Source organism: Ruegeria sp. CDSC054 (assembly GCF_059610645.1).
Genome location: NZ_JBXWOA010000005.1, coordinates 192,810 through 216,221 on the forward strand (window position 1 = coordinate 192,810; position 23,412 = coordinate 216,221).

Consider the following 23,412-nt stretch of genomic DNA (forward strand, 5'->3'; position numbering starts at 1 on the left):
CAGCTAATACAACTCATTTGCCGCGCGCCAACACAGCGAGGCTGCGGCTTTTGCCTGCAAAAATGACGTGAACTTGAACTGCCAGAATAAATTCGGCGCGGATTCCAATTCTGCGCTGTGATAGAAACCTGGTGTCAGGTCAGGAGGGTGCGACGTGGCCCGAAACATAAACCGATCCCGCAGGTGGATATTGATCGGAGGCTGTGCCGCAGCGGCGGGGGGATTTGCGATACGCGAATACCGGCTTATTCCGCCTGACTATGCGGGACGGCAACTTAGCGTGCAGGATGCACATACGCAGGCCGTGGCCGGAGACGTATTGTTGCTGGACATTCGCACCCCGAAAGAGTGGCAGTCCACGGGGATCGGAGAGGGCGCCCAATCTTTGGACATGCGCCGTGATGATTTCATTCCCGCTCTGACGCAGCTCGTCAAAGGTGACAAGGGCGCGGCAATTGCGTTGATCTGTGCGCGGGGCGTGCGTTCGGCGCGGTTGAGCAACCGGCTGACCGAGGCAGGATTTACGAATATTATTGATGTGCCCGAAGGCATGTTGGGGTCGGCCGCTGGGCCGGGATGGGTACGCGCCGGATTGCCGGTTCGCGACTACGACAGGAGTGCAGTATGATCCGGGAATTAACACTGGCAACGGGTTTGGCGCTGGTCGGGCAGTCGGGGCTGGCCGCCTGTGCCGATCTGGAGGGTATGTGCGAAACCGCCTCAGGCGGGTACCATATCGAATTGCCCGAGGATGAGAACCCGCCACTGGTGGTGTTTCTGCACGGCTATGGTGGCACCGCCACCGGTACTTTGAAAAACCGTGGCATGGTGGAACCGCTGCTAGCGCGCGGCTACGCTGTAATGGCGCCAGAAGGGTCGGAGCGCAACGGGCGACAAAGCTGGAACTTCTTTCCGGGTTGGGAAGGACGCGATGAAACCGTCTTTTTGACCGAGGCGGTTGAGGATGCCGCGGATCGGTTTGGCGTGGATACGGACCGGGTCGTTCTGGGCGGGTTCTCGGCAGGGGCGTTCATGGTCTACTACCTTGCCTGCGCCGCGCCCGATACGTTCTCGGCCTATGTGCCCGTTTCAGGTGGTTTCTGGCGCCCTGATCCTGAATCTTGCGATGGCCCGGTTCGGATGTTCCACACCCATGGCTGGACGGACAATGTGGTGCCGCTGGAAGGGCGCTTGCTGGGCGGTGGCCGGTTTCATCAGGGCGATATCTTTGCCGGGCTCGAGATTTGGCGCATCGCAAATGGCTGCGTTGATACGAAGCCCAGCGGGTTCTCGACCACTGGTTCTTTCATGCGCCGATACTGGAGCGGGTGTGACGAGGGCAGCGCGCTGGAATTCGCGCTGTTCCCCGGTGGTCATTCGGTGCCCAAAGGCTGGGCTGACATGATGATTGACTGGTACGAAGGCCTGCCGGGTGGCTGATCACTCGGCAGGGGTCATCACGCCTTTACCCTCGATCACATTCTTCAGTTCATCCCTGTAACGACGGGCCGAGCGTGTGATTGCGGGCTCGTTAAAGTCCTCTTTCATGCCAACCATACGGCGCGCTGCACCGGCTGACACGCCGCTGAGTGCGGACAAGGGGATTGCGAAGGCAAGGCTGATCGCGATCGGAGCCAACCAGATTGATACAAGACCGGACAGGATGCCCACGCTAAGGGCCGCGCCGCTGATCGTTTCGACCGTGTGGCAAAAGATCAGCGTGCGCAGACCATAGCTGCCGCCATCCCGCGCCTGAGGGGACCAGCCCTTTTGGATACCAAAGGTGGTACGAATGACGGCGATCATCTGTTGCACCATCAGAATGGGGGCGTAGAGGATCGACAGAACAACCTCGGCCAGGAATGAGGTCAGGAATTTGCGCCCGCCACCGAATTCGGCATAGCGCACACCGCTGAGCGGCAGGGCCAGAACACCCAGCACCTTTGGCGCAAGCAGCATCGCGTACATGACCAGAATGATCAGCACATGGCGGGTTTCCGTCATCTCGGGCCATTGCGGGAACAGTGGATTGTCTGGGCTGAAATAGTGCAGGACCGAGGCATCCTCACCCTGACCGATCAGCGCCCACATCACCAGCAGCGCAAACCAAAGCGGCGACATCAGATATCCGACTGCGCCGTGGAACATGTGGAACCGTGAAACCGACTGAAATCCGGCTGAGCCCAACAGCTTTAGGTGCTGCAAATTGCCCTGACACCAGCGCCGGTCGCGCAGGGCGTGATCAATCAGTGTCGGCGGTGTTTCTTCATAAGACCCGCGAATGCGGGGCAGGAATCGCACGCCCCAACCGGCCCGACGCAACAGACCGGCCTCGACGAAGTCATGGCTCATGATCAGTTTTTCCTGACCATTCAGCGCCCGCAGTTTCGGCAAACCCGCGCAATTGGCGAATGCTTGGGTGCGGATAATGGCGTTATGGCCCCAATAATTGCCTTCCTGACCGCACCAGCGCGCAAGTCCTTCGGCAAAAGCAATTCCATAGACGCCATTGGCGAACTGCTGCATTCGCGCAAAGACCGATTGTGCCCCGATCAGCTGAGGATAGCTCTGGATCAAACCGGCGCCCGGGTCCCGCGCCAGTGCATCCGTCAAGCGAGAAATGGCACGGCCAGTCATCAAACTGTCGGCGTCCAGTACCAACATCGCGTCCCAATCCGCACCCCAGCGGCTGACCCAATCGGCGATGTTGCCAACTTTGCGGTCCGTGTTTTGTTCGCGGCGGCGGTAGTACAGCTCCAGCCCGGGGGCAAGGGTGGTACGCAGCGCTTCGACACTGGCTTGTTCTTGTGCGGCGATCTCCGGGTCGCGCGTGTCCGAGAGGATGAACATAGCATAGTGATGCTGCCCACCGCGCGCCTGCAAGTCTTCAAGCATGGTCCGGGCATTGCCCAGCACGTTCCAAGGCACCTCGTTATAGACCGGCGTCAACAGGGCGACGCGCAGCGGTTGGGCGCGACCCTGACGTACGGGGCGCGCCTGCCGGGACAGGGAAACCATGCCCAGCAACACAGTGCAGACCGTGAAGGAGATCCAGAAGAAGTTGAAAGAGATCAGCGCCAGAAGGATAGCCTCGATCAGGTTGATGCCTTCAGCGTCGAACCAATCCGTCATGACCCAAAACAGGCCCACCGTTGCCGCCATTGCAGGCGAAAACGCCAGCGCACGCCAGAACCCGGCCGAAGGGCGTTTTGCGTCAGGAACCCGTGCATCCCGGAAACCCGCGCTAAAGTCCTGCGCGGGCATGGCCAGAGGCGTCTCGGGCGGCATGATATGAAGATCTCTGGTCATGAGGTCCAACGGTAAAGCCAGACCTCAGAGGCTGGCTGTTTGTCTTTCAGCAACTGCGCGCGCAATTCAACATGGTCGCGGTCGCCGGGCTCGAACGAAAACGCAAGCCGCAACCCCCCTGTTTCTGGGTTGCGCTGCAGCACGCCTTCGGACGTTTCGGCGTGTGGCGAGTCCACGAAAATGGTCATCGCCTCCGGGTCGTCGAACAGCTCGCTTTCTTCAAAATCGATGACGGCCAGACGCCCTTCACCAAACGTGTTGTCGCCCATGGCCGTGTTGATCACGCGCGCCATCGGTGTGCGCTGGGGCTCATCCCCCCAGATCAGGCGATAGGACAGATCGACCTGGCTGCCAGCCGTATAGGGTTCGGCAGGGCGCCAGTAGGCGACGATGTTATCGTAGATTTCCTGATCCGCCGGAATTTCAACCAGCGTGACGGCACCTTTGCCCCAATCCGCACCGGGTTCGACCCACAGGCTGGGGCGTTTGTGATAATTCGCCTCAAGATCCGCGTAATCCGAGAACTCACGCTTCCGCTGCATAAGGCCAAAGCCGCGCGGGTTCGTGTCGACAAACGACGAAATCTGCAAACGGGTCGGGTTCGCCAATGGCCGCCACAGGACCTCTCCGGCACCGTTGCGGATCAGTAAACCGTCGCTGTCGTGTACTGCAGGCCGGAAGTCGTCGAAACGACTGTGGTTGGTTTGGTCAAACAGGAACATAGACGTGCCGGGAGCGATGCCTACATGGCTCAGGTCCTCGCGTGGAAATAGCGTGGCTTCGATATCCATCACGCAGTTTTCGCCTGCGGTGACATTGAACCGATATGCACCGGTGACACTTGGGCTGTCCATCAGTGCGTGAACAACCATGTCGCGTTGGCCGGGTTTCGGGCGCTCCAGCCAGAAGCGGATGAATTCAGGGAATTCCTCTCCATCCGGGTCGCCGGTTTTGAGTGCCAGACCACGGGCAGAAAGGCCGTAAACCTCATGCAGGCCGATGGCGCGGAAATAGCTGGCGCCTTGCCAGACGCAGAACTCATCGGTTTTGCCGGGACGGTGCATTTCGGTGCGCAGACGCAGGCCGGAAAAGCCCAGCGTGTCGTCGATTGGCAGTTCCGGGACGTCCTCGGATTTGTCGAACATCTCCAGATCAAACGCGACCGGAGTGGCCATTCCATTTTCAACGGTTTCAACTTTAACAGTGCGCGGGAAGTACAGGCCTGGTGTGAAGAAATCGACGTTGAAAGGCGTTTCCGTTTCATACCAAAGCGCGCGGTCCAGCCGAAACCGGATCGAGCGGTATTGCTGATATGTCAGATCCTGCCATTCCTGCGGCACCATCTCGCGTTCCGCATAAGGTCGGCTGGCCAGATCGCGGGCCATCTCAATGACGACATTGCGGTCAAATGGGACCTCGCCGCCGGTGGCGAAGGTCGCGGGCGCAAATGCAAGCGCCGACGTTGAGATCAGAAATGCACGACGTGTAAAATTCATTTCTTAGACTTCCAAGGTTGTGACTTAAACCAAGCGGCCATGTATGCCACGCCGATGATCATCGCAAAGCCAATCATGTTGGCGACAAAAACACTGGCGACATCTCGCCCACTAAGGTCCAGCCCAACGCCGATAAGTCGTGCTGCAGCCATCGAAAATACGAACACTGCCAATGATTGCTGACCAACTTTGGTGATGACGGTCAGCAGGAATTGCCAGACTTTGGCCGCGGTACCTTGACCGGTTGCAATCAGGCGATGCCCATGTTCCCCGGCGACAACCCAGCCCAGATACGCGAGTGACAGGAAATGCAGATAGCGGAACAGGCCAAAATCGGTTTTGTCGCGGAACTCTTTCGTCACGGGCCAGACCTTGCGGATTTCGTCAGCCAGATCGGGGGCAGCTGCGTTGATCCATGTGAATACCTTCCACGAACCAAAGGGCATCGAGAAGATCAGGAACAGTGCTGCCGCCCAGATCAAGGTTTTCGATACCGGGGGGGCAGGTATCCAGCCGCGCATGAAGGCAAAACCAGTAAAGAACAGCAGTTGCCAGCCAAAGGGGTTGAAGAACCACTGCCGCTCAGACCACGGTTCGGCTGGGAGGTCCAGAATGTCGGTCTGTGCGACCAGCCAGATCGCGACGGATGTCGCAGCGACGGCCCAGAAACCGAACCGGTAGAGGCCCATAAACATGGGCATCATTGCCAGAACCACCAGATACATCGGCAGGATGTCGAAATAGTTCGGAACATAGGTCAGCGTGAACAAACCCACGATCTGAGGCGCCGGATCGTTGAAGAAGTGCTGCAGGTTCAAAGACGAAACGTAGGTCTTTTCAAACAGCCCCGATTGATCCAGCGCGGCCATTGACATGGCGACAAAGAAGAACAGACAGATATGTGCCCAGTAGACCTGCCAAATGCGGAACGAGACGCGGGCGGTGCCCATCCACCACCCCTTGCGCAGGAATGCTCCGCCAAAGGCAATCGCCGAAGCCATGCCCGAACAGAACACGAAAATCTCGGTCGCGTCCGAGAATCCAAACCGCGCGGGAATCCACTTGGCCCATGGATCGTTTGGGATATGGGCGATCAGGATGATGAACATCGCGATACCGCGATAGAAATCCAGGCGCGGGTCGCGCGTGCGGGCAGGGGCCGCCGCAGAGGCAGCCACTGGCGCAAAATCAGAAGCGGGCGAAACTGTCGCCATACGTATTCTGTCCTTCTTGGTCTTAGTTTTTGTTATTCAGCCGGGACGCTTTGTGCGTCTCCGTTGTCGCGTGCCGCATCGATCAATGTGCGGCGCGCAAGAGCGTAATTGTCTTCGCCCCCGGCTCTTTTGGCGCGACGGTCATCCAGGATGCGCTCGACAGCATCCAGGCGGCCGGCGCGCAGGCCGGAATCAATTGTGATGCGCTCGAATACATCACGTTGGGCGTGGCTTCCACCTGCCAGTTGCATACCTGCTCGGGCGTTTGATAAAAAGTCGAAAGCGTCGCCGTAAAGGCCTTCGCCAAAGGCCTCAAGCCCCTTGGCGGCTGCAATGCCCGGATCGGACATGCGGATCGGGGTGTCCCCCTGATTGCGCTGCGCATCTTTTTGAATACGCTGCAACATTTTGCTGGTCGCCTCTGGGCGATTGTCGCCGGTCAGGGCCAGAAGATAGTGAAGATCGGCAAAAATCAGGCAACCGTCTTCGGTCCGTGCCGCACTGAGATCCGCCAGTTCTTCCCAGCGGTTGCCCACATTGACGCCCTCAAGCTCAAGTCGTGATAGCAGGGACGTGGCGTTCGAGATATCGCGGTAGTCGTCGGTTTTGTCCTGACGGATGTAGTTGTCATACAGCTCCATCACCTGATCGACCTGACCCAGATCCAGATGCATCAGCGCCTTGTGCCACCAGACGTGATAGCGAAAGTTGTTGCAGTGGGTCCAAGCCTCTTCGCGACCCGCGAGCCAATCAAGGCCCAGCTGCGCGTTGCCTGTCATCTCATGCACGTGTGCAACGGCGTGCAGACCCCAGGCATCGTCCGAGACCATCCACAGAGCCTGCCGTCCGGCGATTTCGGCCTTTTCGTAGGCACCGGTCTCTTCCAATGCAAAGGAATGACAACCCAGCAGGTAACCGCGGCCGGCATGATCGGGTTCATAAGCGGGAAGAACGCGCTCGATCGACCGGCGCATCCCTTCCGAGTCGCCAAGTACGAATCTTGTCGCGTGGCTGAGTTTCATGGCCAGCGAGTCTTGTGGGTGATCCCGCAGAATCTCTTCGAACTTTTGGATGGCTTGCGTGGGCAGGTCGGCCAGATACAGACCCAGCGCTTCGACATAGAGCCGTTCACGGGCCGAGACCGGCTGACGTTCCATGGCGCTGTTGGCGGCTGCCATTGCTTCGACGGCGACCGGCATCATCTCGCGGCGGCCCAGCAGGACCATGAACAAGCCTTTGATCGCGTGACCCAGGGCAAAATCGGGCTCAAGCTCAAGAACCTTGCCAAGATGCTGTGGCGTAACGGCGGCATGGGCCATGAACCCAAGCAGAACACCATCCCACGCCTCGGCACTTGCCGGGTGGCTGAGGGTGTTCATCTGTCCGAAAACGTCTTGCTTCATGTTCATGTTCCGATCCAATCGAGAATATCTACAGCACTTGATGTATCAGAGACTGTGGGCGGGTCGTATCAGTATCGGCCCTGCTCTCGAATTGGTGAAATGCCGTGTGGACAAAAATTGAAAAAAACCGCCGATTCAAGGGCATGTTTCAGCAACATGCCGCCGAAACGGGCACAGTGTTTCAATCGTCAAAGGGGTTTTTAGCGCGTAAAACGGCCTGCGTATCGGCCCCAAAGACGGGCGGGGCAGCCCGATATGTTACAGGTGTGCGCGACAGTTTCAGCGGATTCCCGATCAGTTGAACGTCGCCCGGTTCGGCCTGCATCGCGATCTGCATCTGGCGGGCTTCGACCTGATCGGTCGCAAAAACCTGATCCAAAGTCTGTGCCGGGCCAACCGGAACCTTGCGGGCCTCGAGCTGAGCAATCATGGTCTCAGACGCGTGGGTCTTGACCGCCGGACGCAGCACTGCGTTTAGCGCGTCACGATTTTCCAGCCGGGCTGGGTTGGTGGCGAAACGGGGGTCATCAGCCAGATTGGCGTGATCGATGAATTCACAGAAGCGTCGGAACTGACTGTCATTGCCAACGGCCAGAATGACGTGGCCATCGGCGGTTTCATAGACGTCATAGGGCACGATATTTGGGTGTCCGTTGCCGCGCCTTTGGGGCACGTTTCCCGAGGTCAGGTAGTTCACCCCTTCGTTGATCAGCCACGCAATCTGCGCATCCACCAGCGCCAGATCAATCTGCTGGCCTTCGCCGGTCTGATCGCGGTGGCGCAGGGCGGCCAGAATGCCGACACTTGCGTACATTCCGCACATAACATCGGCGATGCCCACGCCCACCTTCATCGGCGCGCCATCGGGTTCGCCTGTCAGCGACATGATCCCACCGTACCCCTGCGCCATCAGGTCATAGCCCGGCTTGGACGCATTTGGCCCGGTCTGGCCGTAACCCGATATCGAGCAATAGACTAGGCTGGGAAAGTCTTGCGACAACGTGGCGTAGTCCAGACCGTATTTCGCCAATCCGCCGGGTTTGAAGTTCTCGATCAGAATGTCCGCATGCGAGGCCAACCGTTTGATTTCAGATTGCCCCTCGGTCGTGGTGATGTCGATAGCCACGGATTTCTTGTTGCGGTTGGCCGACATGAAATAAGCGCTTAGATCGGACCGGTTGCCTTGCGCGTCTTCGACGTAAGGAGGGCCCCATTGGCGGGTGTCATCACCGCCGGTCGCGGGGTTTTCGATCTTGATTACGCTGGCCCCCAGATCGCCCAGCAACTGCGTGCAGGTCGGTCCGGCCAAAATGCGACTGAGGTCCAGGACTTTGACGCCCTTCAGCGGTCCTTCAGATCCGGCCATCATAGCCTCCACGATCAATTTCGGCGGCAATCACGGTGAAAGAGTTGGCCTTCAACGCCTCATTCAGGGCAGTGCGCAGTTCCTCGCGGTTTCGAACGGTGTGACCGTTGCCGCCAAACGCCCGGCCCATGGCGGCAAAGTCATGGCGGTCGAAATCGACACCTCTGTTGCCCATCTGGCGCTGACGTTGTTTCAGCTCGATCAACGCGAGGCTTGCATCGACAAAGACCAGAAAGATCGGGTTTCCGCCCATTTCGGCGGCGGTCGACAGCTCTCCGGCGACCATCAGGAACCCGGCGTCGCCCGAAAAACTGATAACCGGGCGGTTTGGTTCGGCCAGTTTCAGACCAATCGCCATTGGCACGGCGCAGCCCATGGTACACAGCGCCGAGGACTGGATCAGTCCGCGTTCCTCGGAACAATCCCACATCTGACTCAGCAAGATACGATGCGCGCCGCTGTCGGCCGTAGCCAGTGTTTCGGCAGGCAGGGTTGCACGGGTTTCGGCGATGACGGCGGCGGGACCCCATTCCTCGTCGGTCGGGAACGCCTGAGCCAGCGCGGCTTTGACCTGTGCGGGTTCACCGCCCGGCCACGTATCGCGGGCAGGGTTGCCCTTTGCCATGGCCTCCAACGTAGCACCCGTATCGGCGACCATATTCAGGCTGGCCTGATGCATATAGTGGTCATTGATCACAGCCGAGATGTCGATAACGCGCTTTTCTTCGGGGTCCCAGACCTCGCGCCAGCCGGGGCGCATCTCAATTGGGTCGTAGCCAAGGCACAAGACTAGATCGGCTTGTTCGACCAGCGGCAAAAGGTGTTTGTCGGCCAGCGGTGACAATCCGGCCCCGCCAAGGCACAGGGGGTGATCTTCAGCCACAACTCCCTTGGCTTTGTAAGTCGTGACAAAGGGGATGCCAAAATGTTCCAGAAACGCCTGCACGATATTGCGCGACCCGTCATACAGCACGTCCAGCCCCACAATCGCAATGGGACGTTCCGCGTCAGCCACCCAACGGCGCGCTTTTTCAAGGCAATTGCCCTCTGGCGCGACGGCTGCAGCCCTGACAAGTCGCCGCTTCTTGACGCCGGACACACGCATATCCGCAACCGAGATCGGAACGTCGATATGCACCGGCCCGGGGCGCGACTGGTTGGCCAGCGATACGGCCTTGTCTGCCACGATATCCGCGCCCTGTGCCGTCAGTTTAAAGGTTCCTTTGGTGATCGAGCGATAGACCTGTGCGTGATCCATAACCTGATGGGTATAAGTCAGCGCTTCATTCGCATCGACGCAACCGGTCAGCACGATCATCGGCACCCGGTCTTGCAAGGCGTTGGCGACCACGTTGATCCCGTTCATCGCGCCGGGGCCAAGCGTCGCCACCAGAATGGCAGGTGCACCGTCGCGGTGATGCACGGCTTCGGCCATGAAACCGGCGGCGTTTTCGTGCTTGGTCAGGTGAAAGGTGATCCCCGCCTGTTCCAGCGCATCCACCAACGTCAGAACCTCGCCACCGGGCATACCAAAGGCATGGCGGCATCCGGCCTCGTAAAGTCTTTGGGCCAAAAGGTCCGCGGCGCGGGGCGAAAGGTCCTGCATTAGTTATGCTCCGAAATAATACGTCATTGCAGATTGCGGAGGACGCGTCCGGACGCAAGCAGGTTCACGGCAGTGTGACTAATTGACTGCGGATTCCGCCACTGCCTGAAACTTTTCATCCAGTTCTGCCGCAATTTCTTGCAGTGGCTCACCGCCTTGCTGGGCATAGGGGGCAAAGACGTGGCTTGGGGTTTTGTAGGACAAAGTCGCCGTGCCGTCCGCATTTTCGGTCACGTAGAACCGGATGGGCGCTTCGATCATTGCGTTGACCGAGGTTTCCAGAACCCGAACTGCATAGTCGTTGTTAAAGGCACCGATCACTAAGTTTCCGGGAATGATGATGCCACGAGCCGCTGCCGCCTTGGTGGGCCCGGCCTGCGTTACAACAATCAGACCGTTATCTTTGACCGCGGCCTTCGTATCCGCGACCAACGCTTGATAGCTTTTGGCGGTCGAATGAACGGCCCAGCCTGGTAGAGCTTCTTGCGCCAGCGCGGGAAAGGCCAGCAAACACAGTACGGTCGAAATAGCCTTCATTGCGCTGTCCTCTTGGGTACGGGTGCGAAGTTGATGCCAGAAACTCGTATTTCGCGCAGTCACAATCCCGTGGGTAGCAGCCGCAGTGGATGCTTTCGGATCAGTCCAGGCGCCTTTTCAGCAGATAAATGTCCATGATCCAGCCATGATCTGCCCGCGCTTTTGCCCGTGTTTCGATAATCTGCGACGCCAAATCAGCCAAAGGACCGTGGATCAGGATTTCTTCCTTCATCCCCACATAAGCGCCCCACCAGATTTCGTAGTCGGCCATCTCAAGGTTTTGAAACGAACACTCGCCGTCCAGCATAACAGCCACTTTTGAGGCGTTTAGCGGCCAGCCTTCATCCCGAATGCGCCGACCTGTGGTCACGACATACGGCGCGCCCAGATCGTTGATCGGTATCGCATGCGCCGCGGTCAGTGCCTGCAACGCAGTGATGCCGGGGATCACACGTGTTTCCGGTTGGGGCTTCAGTCGTGAGGCGATGCGCAGCGAACTGTCATAAAGCGACGGATCGCCCCAGATCAAAAGAGCAACCCGTTTAGCATCACGATGCGCCGCGATCGCCTCTTGCCACCGCAGAGCGATGGCGTCGTGCCATTCATCAACACCGCGCAGATAGCCATCATCGGCGCGTCGTTTGGGAATATCAAAATATGCGATCTGTGGCGCGGTGTCGGTCACCTGCGCGATAATCTCTTCCCGCAAACCGGCCAGATCGGCTTTGTTCTCGCCCTTGCGCGGGATCAGGATCAGGTCTGCGGCCCGAATGGCACTAGCGCCTTGAAACGTCAGGTGGTCCGGATTGCCGGTGCCAATACCGATCAGAGTTAAGTCAAACATTGTCGGTCGCTGCCAGAGGGCCATAGAGTATCAGGGCAGGGGCCGTGCCGATCTCAGCGCCCAACTTGTCCGCCAACTCACCAACCGTGGATCGGTGTAGCACCTGATCCGGGGTTGAGACGGATTCAGCCATCAGCGCCGGTGTTTCCAGCGGCAAGCCATGTTCATTCAGTGCTTTGACCAGCAAAGGAAATGTGCGCTTTCCCATGAATACAACGGTGGTGGCATCTGGGTCGGCAAGGGCGGTCAGATTCAGATCATCGGGCAGCTTGCCACTGACATCGTGGCCGGTGACGAATTGTACGCGGCGCGCCGTGAGCCGCCGCGTCAGGGGAATGCCGGCCGCTGCTGCTGCGGCAACCGCCGAGGGGATGCCGGGGATAATCTCATATTCGATCCCGGCCTCGCGCAGCGCCACCAGTTCTTCTTCCAGACGTCCAAACAGACCGCCATCGCCGGATTTCAGTCGCACCACGCGCGCGCCAGTTTTTGCGTAATCCACCAACAGGCGGCTGACGTGGTCCTGTTTTGGTGATGGTCGCCCGGCGCGTTTGCCAACCCCGACAAGATCTGCGTCCTGATGCGCATGGCCGAGAATCGGGCCACTGCTGAGGTCGTCAAACAGCACCGCATCCGCCTTTTGCATCCGGTCAACGGCCTTAAGCGTCAGCAGTTCCGGATCCCCGGGACCGGAGCCAATGAACGAAACGAAACCGCTCATGCCTGCGCCTCTGCGATCAGATGAAAGAATGTTCCGGTCACGTTGCCACGAACCGACCCGGTTTGCGGCCCCTCAACCCCTTCGGCATCGAACACCCGGGCCAAAGGCGCGTCGGGTTGTTCCAGGATCGAGGAATAGTGGAACTCATGGCCTCGCAATGTCGCATCGGCAGCAAAACCCGGCATAGAGGCCAACAACTGCGCCTTGCGATACCCAAGATTGAACTTGCGCTTCTCATAGGACGTCACAAGCCCAAGTAGTCCCGCCATCTGGTGCCGGACCCCTTCCTTGTCGACCAGCGCGTCGCCCAAGGCCATATACCCGCCGCACTCACCATGAACGGGCTTCGTCTCGGCATGTTTGCGTAGACCGTTCAGGAATGTGTCGGCAGCGGCCAGAGTGCCCGCATGCAGTTCAGGATAACCGCCAGGCAGCCAGACCAGATCGGCATCCGAAGCGGGCGCTTCGTCGGCCAGCGGTGAAAACGGTAGGACTTCCGCCCCGGCTGCATGCCAACCTTCCAGCAAATGCGGATAGGTGAACGAAAATGCTGCATCCCGTGCCAGCGCGATCCGCTGCGCCGGGGGGCGCGGCAGCGCGGCTGACGATGGCCCATTCGGGCCTGAGGAAGCCGCAGCCTTGATCGCTTCGAGGTCCACGTGTTCGCGAAGGAACGCGGCATACCCGGCAATCGCGCTTTCCAGATCTGGGTGCTCGACCGCTTGGATCAGGCCAAGATGCCGCTCGGGCAGGGTCAGGTCTCCGCGCCGGGGCAACACGCCCAGAACCGGCAATCCTGCTCGCTCCATCCCCAATCGGGTCAGGCGTTCATGGCGTGGGCTGGCGCAGCGGTTCAGGATCACGCCGGCGAAGGGCAGGTCGGGATTGTACATCCGAAACCCCAATGCGGTTGCCGCTGCCGATTGCGCCTGACCGCCCACATCCAGCACCAAAACCACGGGCCAGCCCATACGCTGCGCGGTTTCGGCGCTGGACCCGTGACCAAGCTCTCCGGGCTTGGCAACGCCGTCGAACAGGCCCATCGAACCTTCGGCCACAACGATATCCGCGCCCTCGGCCTGGGCAGAAATCGCGTTCAGCAGCGGATCGGCCATCGCCCAGCTGTCCAGATTGAATGAGGCGCGTCCGGCTGCGGCACGGTGAAAGGCTGGATCGATATAGTCCGGTCCGCTCTTGAAAGGTTGCACCGTCAGGCCATCCTCGGCAAGCGCACGCAGAAGACCCAGCATAACGGTGGTTTTGCCCGTCCCGGAAGACGGCGCAGAAATCAGTAATCCCGGAGGGTTGGTCATCCCGTCATTCATTCTCGGGGCTCCAGCTTGACCACGGGCTGTCCGCGCTTTGCGGGCGATACCGGCGGTCGTAGTCTTTTGAATAGAGACAGCTTTCGTCAAACCCTTCGCCCGCAAGGGCAGGACCGACCATGATTAGAGCGGTCCGGGAAATACTTTCGTCCAGCGCGTCTTTCAGGGTCGCCAATGTGGCGCGAATGATCCGTTCATCTGGCCAGCTGGCGCGATACACCACTGCAACGGGGCAGTCTACTCCATAGGCCGGGGTAAGGTCCGCGATCACGTTGTCCAGATTTCCGATCGACAGGTGAATGGCCAGCGTCGCGCCGGTCCGGGCAAAGTTTTTAAGCGTTTCGCCTTCAGGCATTGAGGACGCGCGCCCGGGCGTCCGGGTCAGGACCACTGACTGCGCCAAACCGGGCAAGGTCAGTTCCGTTCCCAGCGAAGCAGCCGCTGCGGCGAAGGACGGTACACCGGGGGTCACGCTGACCGGAATACCCATCTCTTTCAATCGCCGGATCTGTTCACCCATTGCCGACCAAACCGACAGGTCGCCGGAATGCAGACGTGCAATGTCATGGCCAGCCTTATGCGCCGCCTCAATCTCGGCCATGATCTGATCCAGATCCATTGGCGCGGTGTTGATGATCTTTGCGCCCTCGGGGCAGTGGGCCAGAATTTCCTCGGGCACCAGCGATCCCGCGTATAGGCACACCGGGCACGACGCGATGATATCACGCCCCCGCAGGGTCAGAAGGTCGGCAGCGCCGGGTCCGGCACCGATGAAATGAACGGTCATGTTTGTCCTCCGATGGCGACGGCGCAGGTTGCAAGCCGGTCGTCCGAAATCTGTCTGGGTGAGGTCAGCCGCGCGCCTGTTCCGGCGGCGGCAAGGGCGGATGCTTCGGCTACGCTGCCGGTGCCATAGGTGGCACGGCTGCGGTTCGAGCAGGTGAGAGTGCGCTGTCCCGCCAGATCGGCAGCAGCTATGAAATGCAGGGGCAGGGCGGTCTCTGCGGCAAACTCCGACAGCGCGGCGTGACCTTCCTTGTCGGCAACAGTGGCCAGCGCGTCGACGTTTTGCCCAACGCTGGCCCGCTCAAATGCGGCGCGCAGGCTGTCCACGGTCGCAGTCGATGAAAACCCTAACCCTGCGACGATCATAAGATCACGCTCCACTGCACCACCGGATATGCGGATTTCCAGCCGCGCCGAGGTCCCAGTGCCGAAGCCTGCGCCAGTTCGATGCGCAAAAGCTCCCCGCCCAGTTTTTCGTGCCATTGCGCCAGTAAGGCTTCGCTTTCCAGCGTCACAGCATTGGCGACCAACCTAGTCCGGGCGGGCAGGGCGGCGTGCAGCCAATTCAGCAATTCGGTACTCAGGCCGCCGCCGATGAATACCACATCCGGAAACCCAAGGCCGTCCAGTGCGGTTGGCGCTGTGCCATGCACAACTTGCAGCCGGTCTTGGCCCAGCGCGTCGGCATTTCGGCGAATGCGATCCGCGCGATCCTCGCGGGGTTCGATCGTGGTTGCGGTCAGGGTCGGGTCGCACATCAGCCACTCGATGCTGATCGAGCCGGTGCCGCCGCCGATATCCCACAGATGCTCGCCGCGCTTGGGGGCCAGCGCCGACAGAGTCAGCGCCCGCACGGGGCGTTTGGTGATCTGGCCATCATTTTCGAAGATATCATCCGGCTTACCCGAGGCCTTGGGCAGCGCCTGTCCTTCACCCGCAACTTCAAGCCCAACGCAGACTGGATGGTCGAATCCACCCAGCAGGGCTTCGGTCAGCGATACACTGCGCGACCGTTCGCGCGGGCCGCCAAGGGCCTCCATCACGTGCAGCTGCGTATCGGCAAACCCTGTTTCGTTCAGATATGTCGCAAGCTCGGCCACCGCAGCGCCGTTGCGCAGCAGCAGGATGGCGCGCAATCCAGGCGAAAGATGCGGGCGCAGACGGGTCAGCGGGGCGGCGTGCAGACCAAATGTCTGCGTGCTTTCCAACGGCCAGCCCAGACGCGCGGCGGCGAGCGAGAACGTGGACTGACCCGGATGGGCTGTCCATTCTCCGGCGTCGAAATTGCGCGCGATTACCGAGCCCGCGCCGAACCAGAACGGATCGCCCGAGGCCAGAACAACCGTTGGGCGTCCGCGAAACCCGGTCAGGATCGGCAGGCCGTCGGAAAAAGGCACGGGCCAATCTACGCGCTGTGCGCCTGTGTCGGGGATCAGTGACAAATGGCGCGGCGGGCCCATGATGATTTCGGCACGCTCCAGTACTTGACGACTTGCGGGTGACAGGCCATCCAGTCCATCTTCGCCCAAGCCCAAAACGCTTAGCCACGGAGCTTCATGCATGACCAACCTCCTGATCCTTGGTGGCACGACCGAGGCAAATGCACTGGCCAAAACCTTGGCCGATCAGGGCATCCCGGCAACCTATTCCTATGCCGGTCGGGTAGACAATCCAAGGCCGCAGCCCCTGCCAGTGCGTGTTGGAGGGTTCGGCGGCGTCGAAGGCCTGACCCGTTACCTGACGGACCACGCGATCACTCATGTAGTCGATGCCACCCATCCCTTTGCCGCGCAAATGAGCACAAACGCCATTTCTGCGTGTCGCGAGGCCGGGGTGCCCCTGGTCGCTTTGACGCGCCCGGCATGGCGCGCGCAGGACGAAGATCGTTGGCAGCACGTTTCTGATATAGGCGCGGCGGTTACCGCCTTGAGCGGTCCAAAACGGCGCGTTTTTCTGGCCGTTGGCCGCCTGCATCTTGAAGATTTCGCGGCTCAGCCCCAACATCACTTCTTGCTGAGGCTGGTGGATGAACCGGATGCACTGCCGCTGCCCGATTGCGAGGCGATCGTGTCGCGCGGACCTTTCACTGAAGCAGGGGACCGGGCGCTGATGCTGCAGCATGGAATTGAACTGGTTGTGTCCAAGAACTCTGGCGGCAACGGTGCACGCGCAAAGCTGGATGCCGCGCGCGCGATGGGCGTACCGGTGCTGATGATCGACAGACCGACCCTTCCGCAAAGGACCGAATTGTCGAACGTGACGCAGGTTCTGGACTGGTTGGCTCATTCCGGAGTGAACCTCGGGGTATAGACGATCGGCGCGCTGTCACGGTTGATGACGCGCGTCAGGGATGACCCGACAATGACGACGGTTTGCATGTCAGCCATGTCAGGTGTCGCCTCGGCCAGTGTTGAAATCCGGATCGCCTCATCCGCGCGGGATACGGCGCGCGCGAACAGGATCAGGCGCTCGGGCTCGCATTCTTCGCGCAGGATTTCCAGTGTTTTTACAAAGCCTTCCGGGCGCGACTTTGATCGCGGGTTATAAAACGCCATCGCGAAATCCGCCCGCGCCGCAAGTCGAAGACGTTTTTCAACCAGCGACCAGGGTTTCAGATTATCGCTGAGGTTGATGGCGCAAAAATCATGACCCAGAGGCGCCCCGGCCCGCGCGGATGCGGCTAGCATCGCGGTTATGCCGGGAAGGACGTCTATGGGAATGTTACGCCACTCGGCGGGACCATTCTCTAGGGCTTCGAACACAGCTGCCGCCATTGCGAACACACCGGGATCGCCCGAGGATACCACGACCACCCGTTTCCCCTCAGCCGCCATCTGCAATGCGTGTTGGGATCGGTCGATCTCGACCCGATTGTCGCTGGCGTGCAGCGTCAGGCCGGGGCGTTCCGCCACGCGCGCGACATAGGGGATGTACCCGACTACGTCTGTGGCATCCGTCAACGCAGTTGAAACCTCGGGGGTTACGAGATCTTCGTTACCAGGCCCCAGGCCCGCAATCTTGACCCAACCACTCATGGCCGCCGTCCTTGACCATGCACGATGATGATCGAGAAATAGGGCGTCACCTTTTCGCATGCCTCGGACAGTTTCGTCACCACCTGGTTCGGCATCTGTGCAAACTCGACGATCCAGGCACGGTCATACAGACCAGCTGTTTTTAGCGCGCGCTTCACCTTGTCGATATTGCGTCCGATTTTCATGACAACCAAAGCGTCAGTCTGTGCCATGCGAATTGCCAGATCTTCTTCGGGCAGGGTGCCGACCAGCACCGTCAGCACATCATCGCCCCAGGTGATTGGATCACCCGTTGCCGTCCACGCACCGGACATGCCAGTGATGGCTGGCACGACCTCTACATCAGCCTGATCGCGCAAGCGGCTGTAAAGATGCATGAAAGACCCATAGAAAAACGGATCACCCTCGCATAGAACCACCACATCCTCGCCCTGATCCGACAGAGCTTTGAGATGCGCGGCGCAGTCCTTGTAAAAGGCCGAGAGCAGTTCGTTATAGCGCGGATCAGCCAGCGGAATTTCCGTAGTGACAGGGTATTCCATGGGAAACTCAACTGCGCTGTCCGGGATCATCCCATTGACGATCTTGCGTGCCTGACCGCTGCGACCAGGCTTGCGAAAGAACGCGACGTGACGTGCATTGCGGAGCAGGCGGTCGGCCCGCACGCTCATCAGGTCCGGATCACCGGGACCAAGGCCTACGCCGTATATCTTGCCGGCGTTCATTCGGTGCGGCTCGCAATGGCGTTGATTGCGGCGACGGTGATGGCGCTGCCGCCCAGACGGCCTTTGACGATGCAAGATGGTACAGGCTGGGCCTCCCACAATGCGTCCTTGGATTCGACGGCACCGACAAAGCCCACCGGGCAGCCGATGATGGCGGCCGGGCGCGGGCAGTCGGGGTCTTCCAGCATATTCAGCAGGTGAAATAGCGCGGTCGGCGCATTCCCGATAGCAACCAAAGCGCCGTCAAGATGCGGACGCCACAGCTCCAGCGCAGCGGCCGAGCGGGTATTGCTCATCTCAGCCGCCAGTGGGCGCACGCGTTCGTCATGCAGGGTGCAGATCACCTCATTATCGGCCGGCAGGCGGAAGCGGGTCACACCCTCGCTGACCATCCGCGCATCGCACAGTATAGGTGCGCCATTCACTAACGCGGTCCGTGCGGCTGGCACGAAGCCCGGCGAAAAATGTACGAATTCTTCCAGACCGACCATTCCGGCGGCATGGATCATGCGAACCGCAACCTGCTCTTCATCAGCGTCAAAGCGCGCCAGATCGGCCTCAGACCGGATCGTGGCAAAGCTTTGCTTATAGATCGCTGCGCCATCGGTTTCGTATTCATAGGGCATCAGGAGAGGTCCATAGTCATAAGTGTTTCAGGTGTCAGCCCGCGTTGGGACGGCTCATCCCCCGCGCGACCGTTTTTGACAAGATCAAATCGTCCGTCATTGCCGTACAGTGTGACATTTGCCGTCCCCATTCGGGCGCAGCCTTTGGCGCAACCGGATACGTGTAGGCTGCCTGCAACCCGAGCGGCCAATTCGCGCGCAACCCTACGGGTTTCCACTTGTGCTTGCGGGCAGAACGGTGCGCCGGGGCAGGCGTCGGTTGTCATCAGCGGGTCTGTGCCATCTATGACAAAGTCCGGTGCTTGTATCGCCGCCCCGCCTTCCAGCAGAATCAGCCGCCATGGGGTGACCCGCAAGGCAGACGCCCCGCTGTCTGCAATGAGGTCAGAGAGCTGCCGCGCCGGCAATTGTCCGAACACCGCGCCATACAACACACCCAGATCGCATACGCCGGGCTGCGGAGGTGTGCCGATGTCACCGGGCACGCTGCCTTGCCACTCCGCTGGCAAATCCTGCGTCGCGGCCACCCGCGCCATGCGGCGGGTTTCTGACGTGAAACGTTCGGAAAACCATCCGGCCAAGGCGATAAGCCGGTCAATTGCGTTGGTTTCTGTGACCCGGCAGCCAGTCTTGGCCCCGTCGGCGCGCAGGATGAGGCCATCAGTGCCTGCCTCGACCCGGATATCGGCCGAATCCGCCGCCAACAGGCGCTTGGGGCCAGTGTCGATGGCAAAGCCGAATTTGGCGGGCAGAGTCGGCAATTCCTCCAACCGGTCGATCAGTTCCTGTGTCAGATGTGCGGTTCGATCACCTGATCGGTATAGGGGCGACACCAGGATATTGCGGCGCATTTCAATACCGGGCTCAGCATCCAAAAGGTTCAGCGCGGCCAGTTCGGCCAGCAATGCCTGATGATCGTCTTCTTTTACCCCGCGCAGCTGTAAATTGGCGCGGTTGGTCAGGTCGATTGTGCCATTGCCAAATTGCTCGGCCAACTCACAAAGACCACGTGTTTGTTCGGCGCTCAAACGGGCCAGACGCGGGCGCACCCGAACCACCAGACCATCGCCCGACATCATCGGTCGATGCGCGCCGGGGCACCAACCCTGAACGACCGGGGCGCTCATCCCAGCCCCTCCAGATCGGCCCGGATCGAGTTGCGGCGGGTGTTCCAAAGACCCGCGTCCAACAACGCGCGGAACCTGTCCTGCATCGCCTGATACGCGCGCGGGTTGGCCTCTTGCAAAAACGCGTCGACCTCGGCGTCGCCCAAAGTCGCGTCGTGATAGAGGTCGAACAGATGCGGCGCGACCGTGCCTGACAGATGGGCGAAAGAGGCCATGTGATCCAGTGTCGCCGCAATTTCGGCAGCGCCCCGAAAGCCATGCCTTTGCATGCCTGCAATCCAGTTCGGGTTGGCGGCACGGGCATGAACCACACGGCTGACTTCTTCAGGCAGCGTTCGGGCGCGCGGGTTATCCGGGTTGGTGTTGTCCAGATGGTATAGCTGCGCAGCACCACCGGTGACTGTCTTGGCGGCGGCGAAACCAGCCTCATGCGTGGCATAGTCGTTGGCCAACAGAAGGTCGGTTTCGGTCAGATCCTGCAAGTGCACGAAACTGTCGGCATTCGCGACCCGTTGGGTAATGCCATCCTTGTCTTGCGCAATATGCTCGCCTTCCAAAGCGAATGAACTGGCCTCAAGCCATGCTTCTCCGGCCTGGACGCGGGCCTCATCTGTATAGATTTCGGATAGCTGCGTCATGTTCACGCCATAGCTGCCCGGAGCCGGGCCAAAGACGCGCGCCGTCGGAGCCTGTCCGGCGTAGGGGTTCCAGTCCGGTGCTTCGTCCCGGTCGCACAACGCGCGAATTGCCTGACCATAAAGCGCCGAAAGCGTGGGGAACACGTCCCGGAACAGGCCCGACACGCGCAACGTCACGTCCAAACGCGGGCGGCTGAGATCGGTGATGGGCAGCACCTCGATGCCCGACACGCGCTCGGATCCTTTGTCCCAGACGGGTTTCACGCCCAGCAGGTGCAACGCCATGGCGAACTCTTCGCCCGCAGTTCGCATGGTGGCCGAGCCCCATAGGTCTACGATCAGCCCTTTGGGATAGTCGCCTTCCTCTTGCAGGTGTCGCCGCACCAATTCTTCGGCCAGCTTCACGCCTTGGGTATAGGCCGCACGGGTCGGCACTGAGCGCGGATCGGTGGTATAGAGATTGCGACCGGTGGGCAGCACGTCTGACCGCCCGCGATAGGGGGATCCGGACGGGCCTGCCTCGATCCGTTTGCCAGCTAGCGCGTTAATCAGAGCATTGCGTTCGGCATTGGCAGAAGGTGCCGTGTCAAAATTGGCGGCGGCTTCGGGCACACGTCCAAAGATATGCAACCCGTCGCCGAACTGGCTTTCTTTGATGTCACAGACAAAACGGTCGATGCGAGTGATCGCCTCGGCCGTGCAGGTGGCCTGATCGAGACCCAGGTCACTTTCAAGCCCGATGGCTTGCGCCTCATCCCGGATATCTTCTTGCAGGCGGTCGCGACGTTTGGGGTCCAGACCATCTGCGTTCGAGAATTCGTCCAGCAGCGATTCCAGCCGAACCATCCGATCCGGGGTACCGCTTTCTCTCATCGGCGGTGGGACATGACCCAGCGTGACCGCCCCGATCCGGCGCTTGGCCTGCGCGGCCTCGCCAGGGTCGTTGACGATGAAGGGGTAAATGACAGGCAGGTCGCCGATCAGCGCTTCGGGCCAGCATTCGTTGGACAGCGCGACCGACTTGCCGGGCAGCCATTCCAGCGTGCCGTGCGCGCCGATATGGATCAGCGCATCCGCACTAAGACCTTTGCGCAGCCAAAGGTAGAAGGCCACGTAGCTGTGGCGCGGGGTACGCGACAGGTCATGATAATCGTCATCACGCAACTCGGGCGTGCCGCGTTCAGGTTGCAACGCGACCAACGCCTTGCCGCGGCGCAGGGCGGTGAAGTGGAACGCGCCATCTGCAAAGGCCGGATCATCCTCGGGCTTGCCCCAGACGATTTCGAGGTCTGCGCGCAGTTGTTCCGGCAATTCTGCTAGCGCAGTCAGATATTCGCCAAGCGACCACGTAATCCGCGCGTCCAACAACGTATCAGAAATCGGCTGGGCAGGAGCGGTGTCATACCCTTCGCCTTGCAGGTCGGCCAGCATCGCCTCGGCCGAGGCCAAAGCATCGAGGCCCACCGCATGGGCCATCTGCCAATCCTTGCCGGGATAGGTGGACAGCACCAAGGCGGGCACCTGATCCCATTTGGGCTTGTCGTTCAGGTTCAGCCAGCCGACGACACGGTCGATGATGGCCTCGATCCGTTCCGGTTCAGCCCGGTGGGCAAAACGTGAATACTCCAGATGCGGGTCACGCTTGCCCGGTTCCTTGAACGAGGCAATGCCTGCAGAAATTCGCCCGTCCACTTCAGGCAGGACAACGTGCATAGCCAAATCAGCGGGCGAAAGACCGCGTTCCGCCTCGGCCCAGGCTTTGCGGCGGGACGTTGCGAGAGCAACCTGAAACACCGGAACATCGGCAGCGTCCAGCGGCGATGTACCCGATGCGCCTTTGCCCGAGAAGGAAGTGGCGTTGATAATGGCCGACGGTTTAATGGCGGCGATGTTCCCGCGCAGCCAATCGGCGGCGGCAGGTGCTTTTAGCGAGGGGGCGAACATGCCTACTGCTTCGAACCCGCGTTCCCGCAATCGGCGGATCAGGGCTGCGACCGGGGCGGTGTCTGCAGATGTCAGATAAGCCCGGTAGAAGGTCACGAGGATACGCCTCGCGTCGCTCGAGAATGCTGTTTCGACCGGGATTACGCCACGATCCGGGCACCACGCACCGCACTTTGGCAAGGTCTTTGCGCCCATCACCGGCCCGGCATAAAGCCCAGCCGCCAGCGCCATTTGTGCCAAGGCCGCTTGCGCCGCGACTTCGCCGCCGGTGTCACACAGATGCGCAAGCCGCCGCAGGGTTGAGACGGGCAGGGTGGAGTAATCATCCAGCCGCGTATCCTCACGCCCATCGGCAGGTAGGACGGCCAGTGCGATCCCCTTGGATTGCGCCAGCGCCAGAACTTGCTGCAAGCCATAGGACCAGTAAGGCACGCCGCCGATCAAACGGATCAGAATGCCCTTGGCGCCCTCGAGCGTTTGCTCGACATAAGTGTCGACGGACAACGGGTGTTTCAGTGCTGTCAGGTTGGCCAGCCGCATTGTCGGCATTCGCCCTTCGGCCCCGCCACCGCGATGCCAGCCCGCCGCGAAAGCACCAAGGTCACTGTCCGAAAAGGACAGCACCACCAGATCCGCCGGACTTTGGCCCAGATCGGTCGGGGTCTCGGTTTCCTCGAGCCCGTGGCTTTCGCGGAAGACGACGTGCATGG

General features: G+C 60.4%; 21 protein-coding genes. 3 read left to right on the forward strand and 18 right to left on the reverse strand.

Annotated elements, in window-relative coordinates; translation table 11 throughout:
* The first annotated feature begins 154 nt into the window (after positions 1-154).
* A complete protein-coding gene (locus AC2FGC_RS12605; protein ID WP_496726113.1) occupies positions 155-628 on the forward strand; it encodes a rhodanese-like domain-containing protein in 474 nt (157 codons plus the stop codon).
* Positions 625-1,440, forward strand: a complete 816-nt coding sequence (locus tag AC2FGC_RS12610; protein ID WP_496726114.1) for a CE1 family esterase — start codon at positions 625-627, stop codon at positions 1,438-1,440. The genes AC2FGC_RS12605 and AC2FGC_RS12610 overlap by 4 nt, the downstream gene beginning before the upstream one ends.
* Here the strand turns inward: AC2FGC_RS12610 and mdoH are convergent, their stop codons facing one another.
* The 13 genes from mdoH to cbiE all read right to left on the reverse strand — a co-directional run bounded on the left by mdoH (position 1,441) and on the right by cbiE (position 16,169).
* Positions 1,441-3,309, reverse strand: a complete 1,869-nt coding sequence (mdoH, locus tag AC2FGC_RS12615; protein WP_496726115.1) for a glucans biosynthesis glucosyltransferase MdoH — start codon at positions 3,307-3,309, stop codon at positions 1,441-1,443.
* A complete protein-coding gene (locus AC2FGC_RS12620; RefSeq protein ID WP_496782503.1) occupies positions 3,306-4,805 on the reverse strand; it encodes an OpgD/OpgG family glucan biosynthesis protein in 1,500 nt (499 codons plus the stop codon). Before AC2FGC_RS12620 ends, mdoH begins: the two co-directional genes overlap by 4 nt.
* Complete coding sequence (locus tag AC2FGC_RS12625) at positions 4,802-6,019, reverse strand: OpgC family protein (protein ID WP_496726117.1); 1,218 nt, start codon at positions 6,017-6,019, stop codon at positions 4,802-4,804. The genes AC2FGC_RS12620 and AC2FGC_RS12625 overlap by 4 nt, the downstream gene beginning before the upstream one ends.
* Before the next feature lie 32 nt (positions 6,020-6,051).
* On the reverse strand, positions 6,052-7,422 hold the full coding sequence (locus AC2FGC_RS12630) for a tetratricopeptide repeat protein (protein WP_496726118.1): 1,371 nt from the start codon (positions 7,420-7,422) through the stop codon (positions 6,052-6,054).
* A gap of 181 nt (positions 7,423-7,603) precedes the next feature.
* Complete coding sequence (locus AC2FGC_RS12635) at positions 7,604-8,788, reverse strand: CaiB/BaiF CoA transferase family protein (RefSeq protein ID WP_496726119.1); 1,185 nt, start codon at positions 8,786-8,788, stop codon at positions 7,604-7,606.
* On the reverse strand, positions 8,775-10,394 hold the full coding sequence (locus AC2FGC_RS12640; RefSeq protein WP_496726120.1) for a thiamine pyrophosphate-binding protein: 1,620 nt from the start codon (positions 10,392-10,394) through the stop codon (positions 8,775-8,777). The genes AC2FGC_RS12635 and AC2FGC_RS12640 overlap by 14 nt, the downstream gene beginning before the upstream one ends.
* A 78-nt stretch (positions 10,395-10,472) precedes the next feature.
* Complete coding sequence (locus tag AC2FGC_RS12645) at positions 10,473-10,931, reverse strand: DUF302 domain-containing protein (protein ID WP_496726121.1); 459 nt, start codon at positions 10,929-10,931, stop codon at positions 10,473-10,475.
* 100 nt (positions 10,932-11,031) lie between these two features.
* Positions 11,032-11,775, reverse strand: a complete 744-nt coding sequence (gene cobF / locus AC2FGC_RS12650; protein ID WP_496782505.1) for a precorrin-6A synthase (deacetylating) — start codon at positions 11,773-11,775, stop codon at positions 11,032-11,034.
* A complete protein-coding gene (gene cobA, locus AC2FGC_RS12655) occupies positions 11,768-12,496 on the reverse strand; it encodes a uroporphyrinogen-III C-methyltransferase (protein ID WP_496726123.1) in 729 nt (242 codons plus the stop codon). The genes cobF and cobA overlap by 8 nt, the downstream gene beginning before the upstream one ends.
* Positions 12,493-13,821: a cobyrinic acid a,c-diamide synthase CobB gene (locus tag AC2FGC_RS12660; RefSeq protein ID WP_496726124.1), complete on the reverse strand. Its 1,329-nt coding sequence runs from the start codon at positions 13,819-13,821 to the stop codon at positions 12,493-12,495. Before AC2FGC_RS12660 ends, cobA begins: the two co-directional genes overlap by 4 nt.
* The gene (gene cobM / locus AC2FGC_RS12665; RefSeq protein WP_496782507.1) at positions 13,814-14,608 is read right to left on the reverse strand and encodes a precorrin-4 C(11)-methyltransferase; all 795 of its coding nucleotides are present in this window, start codon (positions 14,606-14,608) and stop codon (positions 13,814-13,816) included. The genes AC2FGC_RS12660 and cobM overlap by 8 nt, the downstream gene beginning before the upstream one ends.
* On the reverse strand, positions 14,605-14,973 hold the full coding sequence (locus tag AC2FGC_RS12670; RefSeq protein WP_496726155.1) for a cobalamin biosynthesis protein: 369 nt from the start codon (positions 14,971-14,973) through the stop codon (positions 14,605-14,607). Before AC2FGC_RS12670 ends, cobM begins: the two co-directional genes overlap by 4 nt.
* Positions 14,970-16,169, reverse strand: coding sequence for a precorrin-6y C5,15-methyltransferase (decarboxylating) subunit CbiE (gene cbiE, locus AC2FGC_RS12675; RefSeq protein WP_496782509.1), 1,200 nt, complete (start codon positions 16,167-16,169; stop codon positions 14,970-14,972). The genes AC2FGC_RS12670 and cbiE overlap by 4 nt, the downstream gene beginning before the upstream one ends.
* Between cbiE and AC2FGC_RS12680 the strand changes: the two genes are divergently transcribed.
* Complete coding sequence (locus AC2FGC_RS12680; RefSeq protein WP_496782511.1) at positions 16,168-16,917, forward strand: cobalt-precorrin-6A reductase; 750 nt, start codon at positions 16,168-16,170, stop codon at positions 16,915-16,917. The genes cbiE and AC2FGC_RS12680 overlap by 2 nt on opposite strands.
* Here the strand turns inward: AC2FGC_RS12680 and cobJ are convergent.
* From cobJ to cobN, 5 genes are read right to left on the reverse strand one after another with little or no spacing between them, the layout of a single operon-like run.
* On the reverse strand, positions 16,890-17,642 hold the full coding sequence (gene cobJ, locus AC2FGC_RS12685) for a precorrin-3B C(17)-methyltransferase (RefSeq protein WP_496782513.1): 753 nt from the start codon (positions 17,640-17,642) through the stop codon (positions 16,890-16,892). The two genes, AC2FGC_RS12680 and cobJ, sit on opposite strands and share 28 nt — an antisense overlap.
* The gene (locus tag AC2FGC_RS12690) at positions 17,639-18,367 is read right to left on the reverse strand and encodes a precorrin-2 C(20)-methyltransferase (protein WP_496782515.1); all 729 of its coding nucleotides are present in this window, start codon (positions 18,365-18,367) and stop codon (positions 17,639-17,641) included. Before AC2FGC_RS12690 ends, cobJ begins: the two co-directional genes overlap by 4 nt.
* Entirely contained in the window at positions 18,364-18,993 is a 630-nt protein-coding gene (locus AC2FGC_RS12695; RefSeq protein ID WP_496782517.1) for a precorrin-8X methylmutase, read from the reverse strand. The genes AC2FGC_RS12690 and AC2FGC_RS12695 overlap by 4 nt, the downstream gene beginning before the upstream one ends.
* Positions 18,993-20,120 (reverse strand): ferredoxin-like domain-containing protein, encoded by a 1,128-nt coding sequence (locus AC2FGC_RS12700; protein ID WP_496777491.1) that lies wholly within the window; start codon positions 20,118-20,120, stop codon positions 18,993-18,995. The genes AC2FGC_RS12695 and AC2FGC_RS12700 overlap by 1 nt, the downstream gene beginning before the upstream one ends.
* Positions 20,117-23,410 (reverse strand): cobaltochelatase subunit CobN, encoded by a 3,294-nt coding sequence (gene cobN / locus AC2FGC_RS12705; protein ID WP_496782519.1) that lies wholly within the window; start codon positions 23,408-23,410, stop codon positions 20,117-20,119. Before cobN ends, AC2FGC_RS12700 begins: the two co-directional genes overlap by 4 nt.
* Positions 23,411-23,412 lie beyond the last annotated feature (2 nt).

Excerpts from the sequence above, each read along its gene's own strand:
- AC2FGC_RS12610 (WP_496726114.1), top strand. The coding sequence starts at position 625 with ATGATCCGGGAATTAACACTGGCAACGGGTTTGGCGCTGGTCGGGCAG.
- mdoH (WP_496726115.1), bottom strand. The coding sequence starts at position 3,309 with ATGACCAGAGATCTTCATATCATGCCGCCCGAGACGCCTCTGGCCATG.
- AC2FGC_RS12620 (WP_496782503.1), bottom strand. The coding sequence starts at position 4,805 with ATGAATTTTACACGTCGTGCATTTCTGATCTCAACGTCGGCGCTTGCA.
- AC2FGC_RS12625 (WP_496726117.1), bottom strand. The coding sequence starts at position 6,019 with ATGGCGACAGTTTCGCCCGCTTCTGATTTTGCGCCAGTGGCTGCCTCT.
- AC2FGC_RS12630 (WP_496726118.1), bottom strand. The coding sequence starts at position 7,422 with ATGAAGCAAGACGTTTTCGGACAGATGAACACCCTCAGCCACCCGGCA.
- AC2FGC_RS12635 (WP_496726119.1), bottom strand. The coding sequence starts at position 8,788 with ATGGCCGGATCTGAAGGACCGCTGAAGGGCGTCAAAGTCCTGGACCTC.
- AC2FGC_RS12640 (WP_496726120.1), bottom strand. The coding sequence starts at position 10,394 with ATGCAGGACCTTTCGCCCCGCGCCGCGGACCTTTTGGCCCAAAGACTT.
- AC2FGC_RS12645 (WP_496726121.1), bottom strand. The coding sequence starts at position 10,931 with ATGAAGGCTATTTCGACCGTACTGTGTTTGCTGGCCTTTCCCGCGCTG.
- cobF (WP_496782505.1), bottom strand. The coding sequence starts at position 11,775 with ATGTTTGACTTAACTCTGATCGGTATTGGCACCGGCAATCCGGACCAC.
- cobA (WP_496726123.1), bottom strand. The coding sequence starts at position 12,496 with ATGAGCGGTTTCGTTTCGTTCATTGGCTCCGGTCCCGGGGATCCGGAA.
- AC2FGC_RS12660 (WP_496726124.1), bottom strand. The coding sequence starts at position 13,821 with ATGAATGACGGGATGACCAACCCTCCGGGATTACTGATTTCTGCGCCG.
- cobM (WP_496782507.1), bottom strand. The coding sequence starts at position 14,608 with ATGACCGTTCATTTCATCGGTGCCGGACCCGGCGCTGCCGACCTTCTG.
- AC2FGC_RS12670 (WP_496726155.1), bottom strand. The coding sequence starts at position 14,973 with ATGATCGTCGCAGGGTTAGGGTTTTCATCGACTGCGACCGTGGACAGC.
- AC2FGC_RS12680 (WP_496782511.1), top strand. The coding sequence starts at position 16,168 with ATGACCAACCTCCTGATCCTTGGTGGCACGACCGAGGCAAATGCACTG.
- cbiE (WP_496782509.1), bottom strand. The coding sequence starts at position 16,169 with ATGCATGAAGCTCCGTGGCTAAGCGTTTTGGGCTTGGGCGAAGATGGA.
- cobJ (WP_496782513.1), bottom strand. The coding sequence starts at position 17,642 with ATGAGTGGTTGGGTCAAGATTGCGGGCCTGGGGCCTGGTAACGAAGAT.
- AC2FGC_RS12690 (WP_496782515.1), bottom strand. The coding sequence starts at position 18,367 with ATGAACGCCGGCAAGATATACGGCGTAGGCCTTGGTCCCGGTGATCCG.
- AC2FGC_RS12695 (WP_496782517.1), bottom strand. The coding sequence starts at position 18,993 with ATGCCCTATGAATACGAAACCGATGGCGCAGCGATCTATAAGCAAAGC.
- AC2FGC_RS12700 (WP_496777491.1), bottom strand. The coding sequence starts at position 20,120 with ATGAGCGCCCCGGTCGTTCAGGGTTGGTGCCCCGGCGCGCATCGACCG.
- cobN (WP_496782519.1), bottom strand. The coding sequence starts at position 23,410 with ATGCACGTCGTCTTCCGCGAAAGCCACGGGCTCGAGGAAACCGAGACC.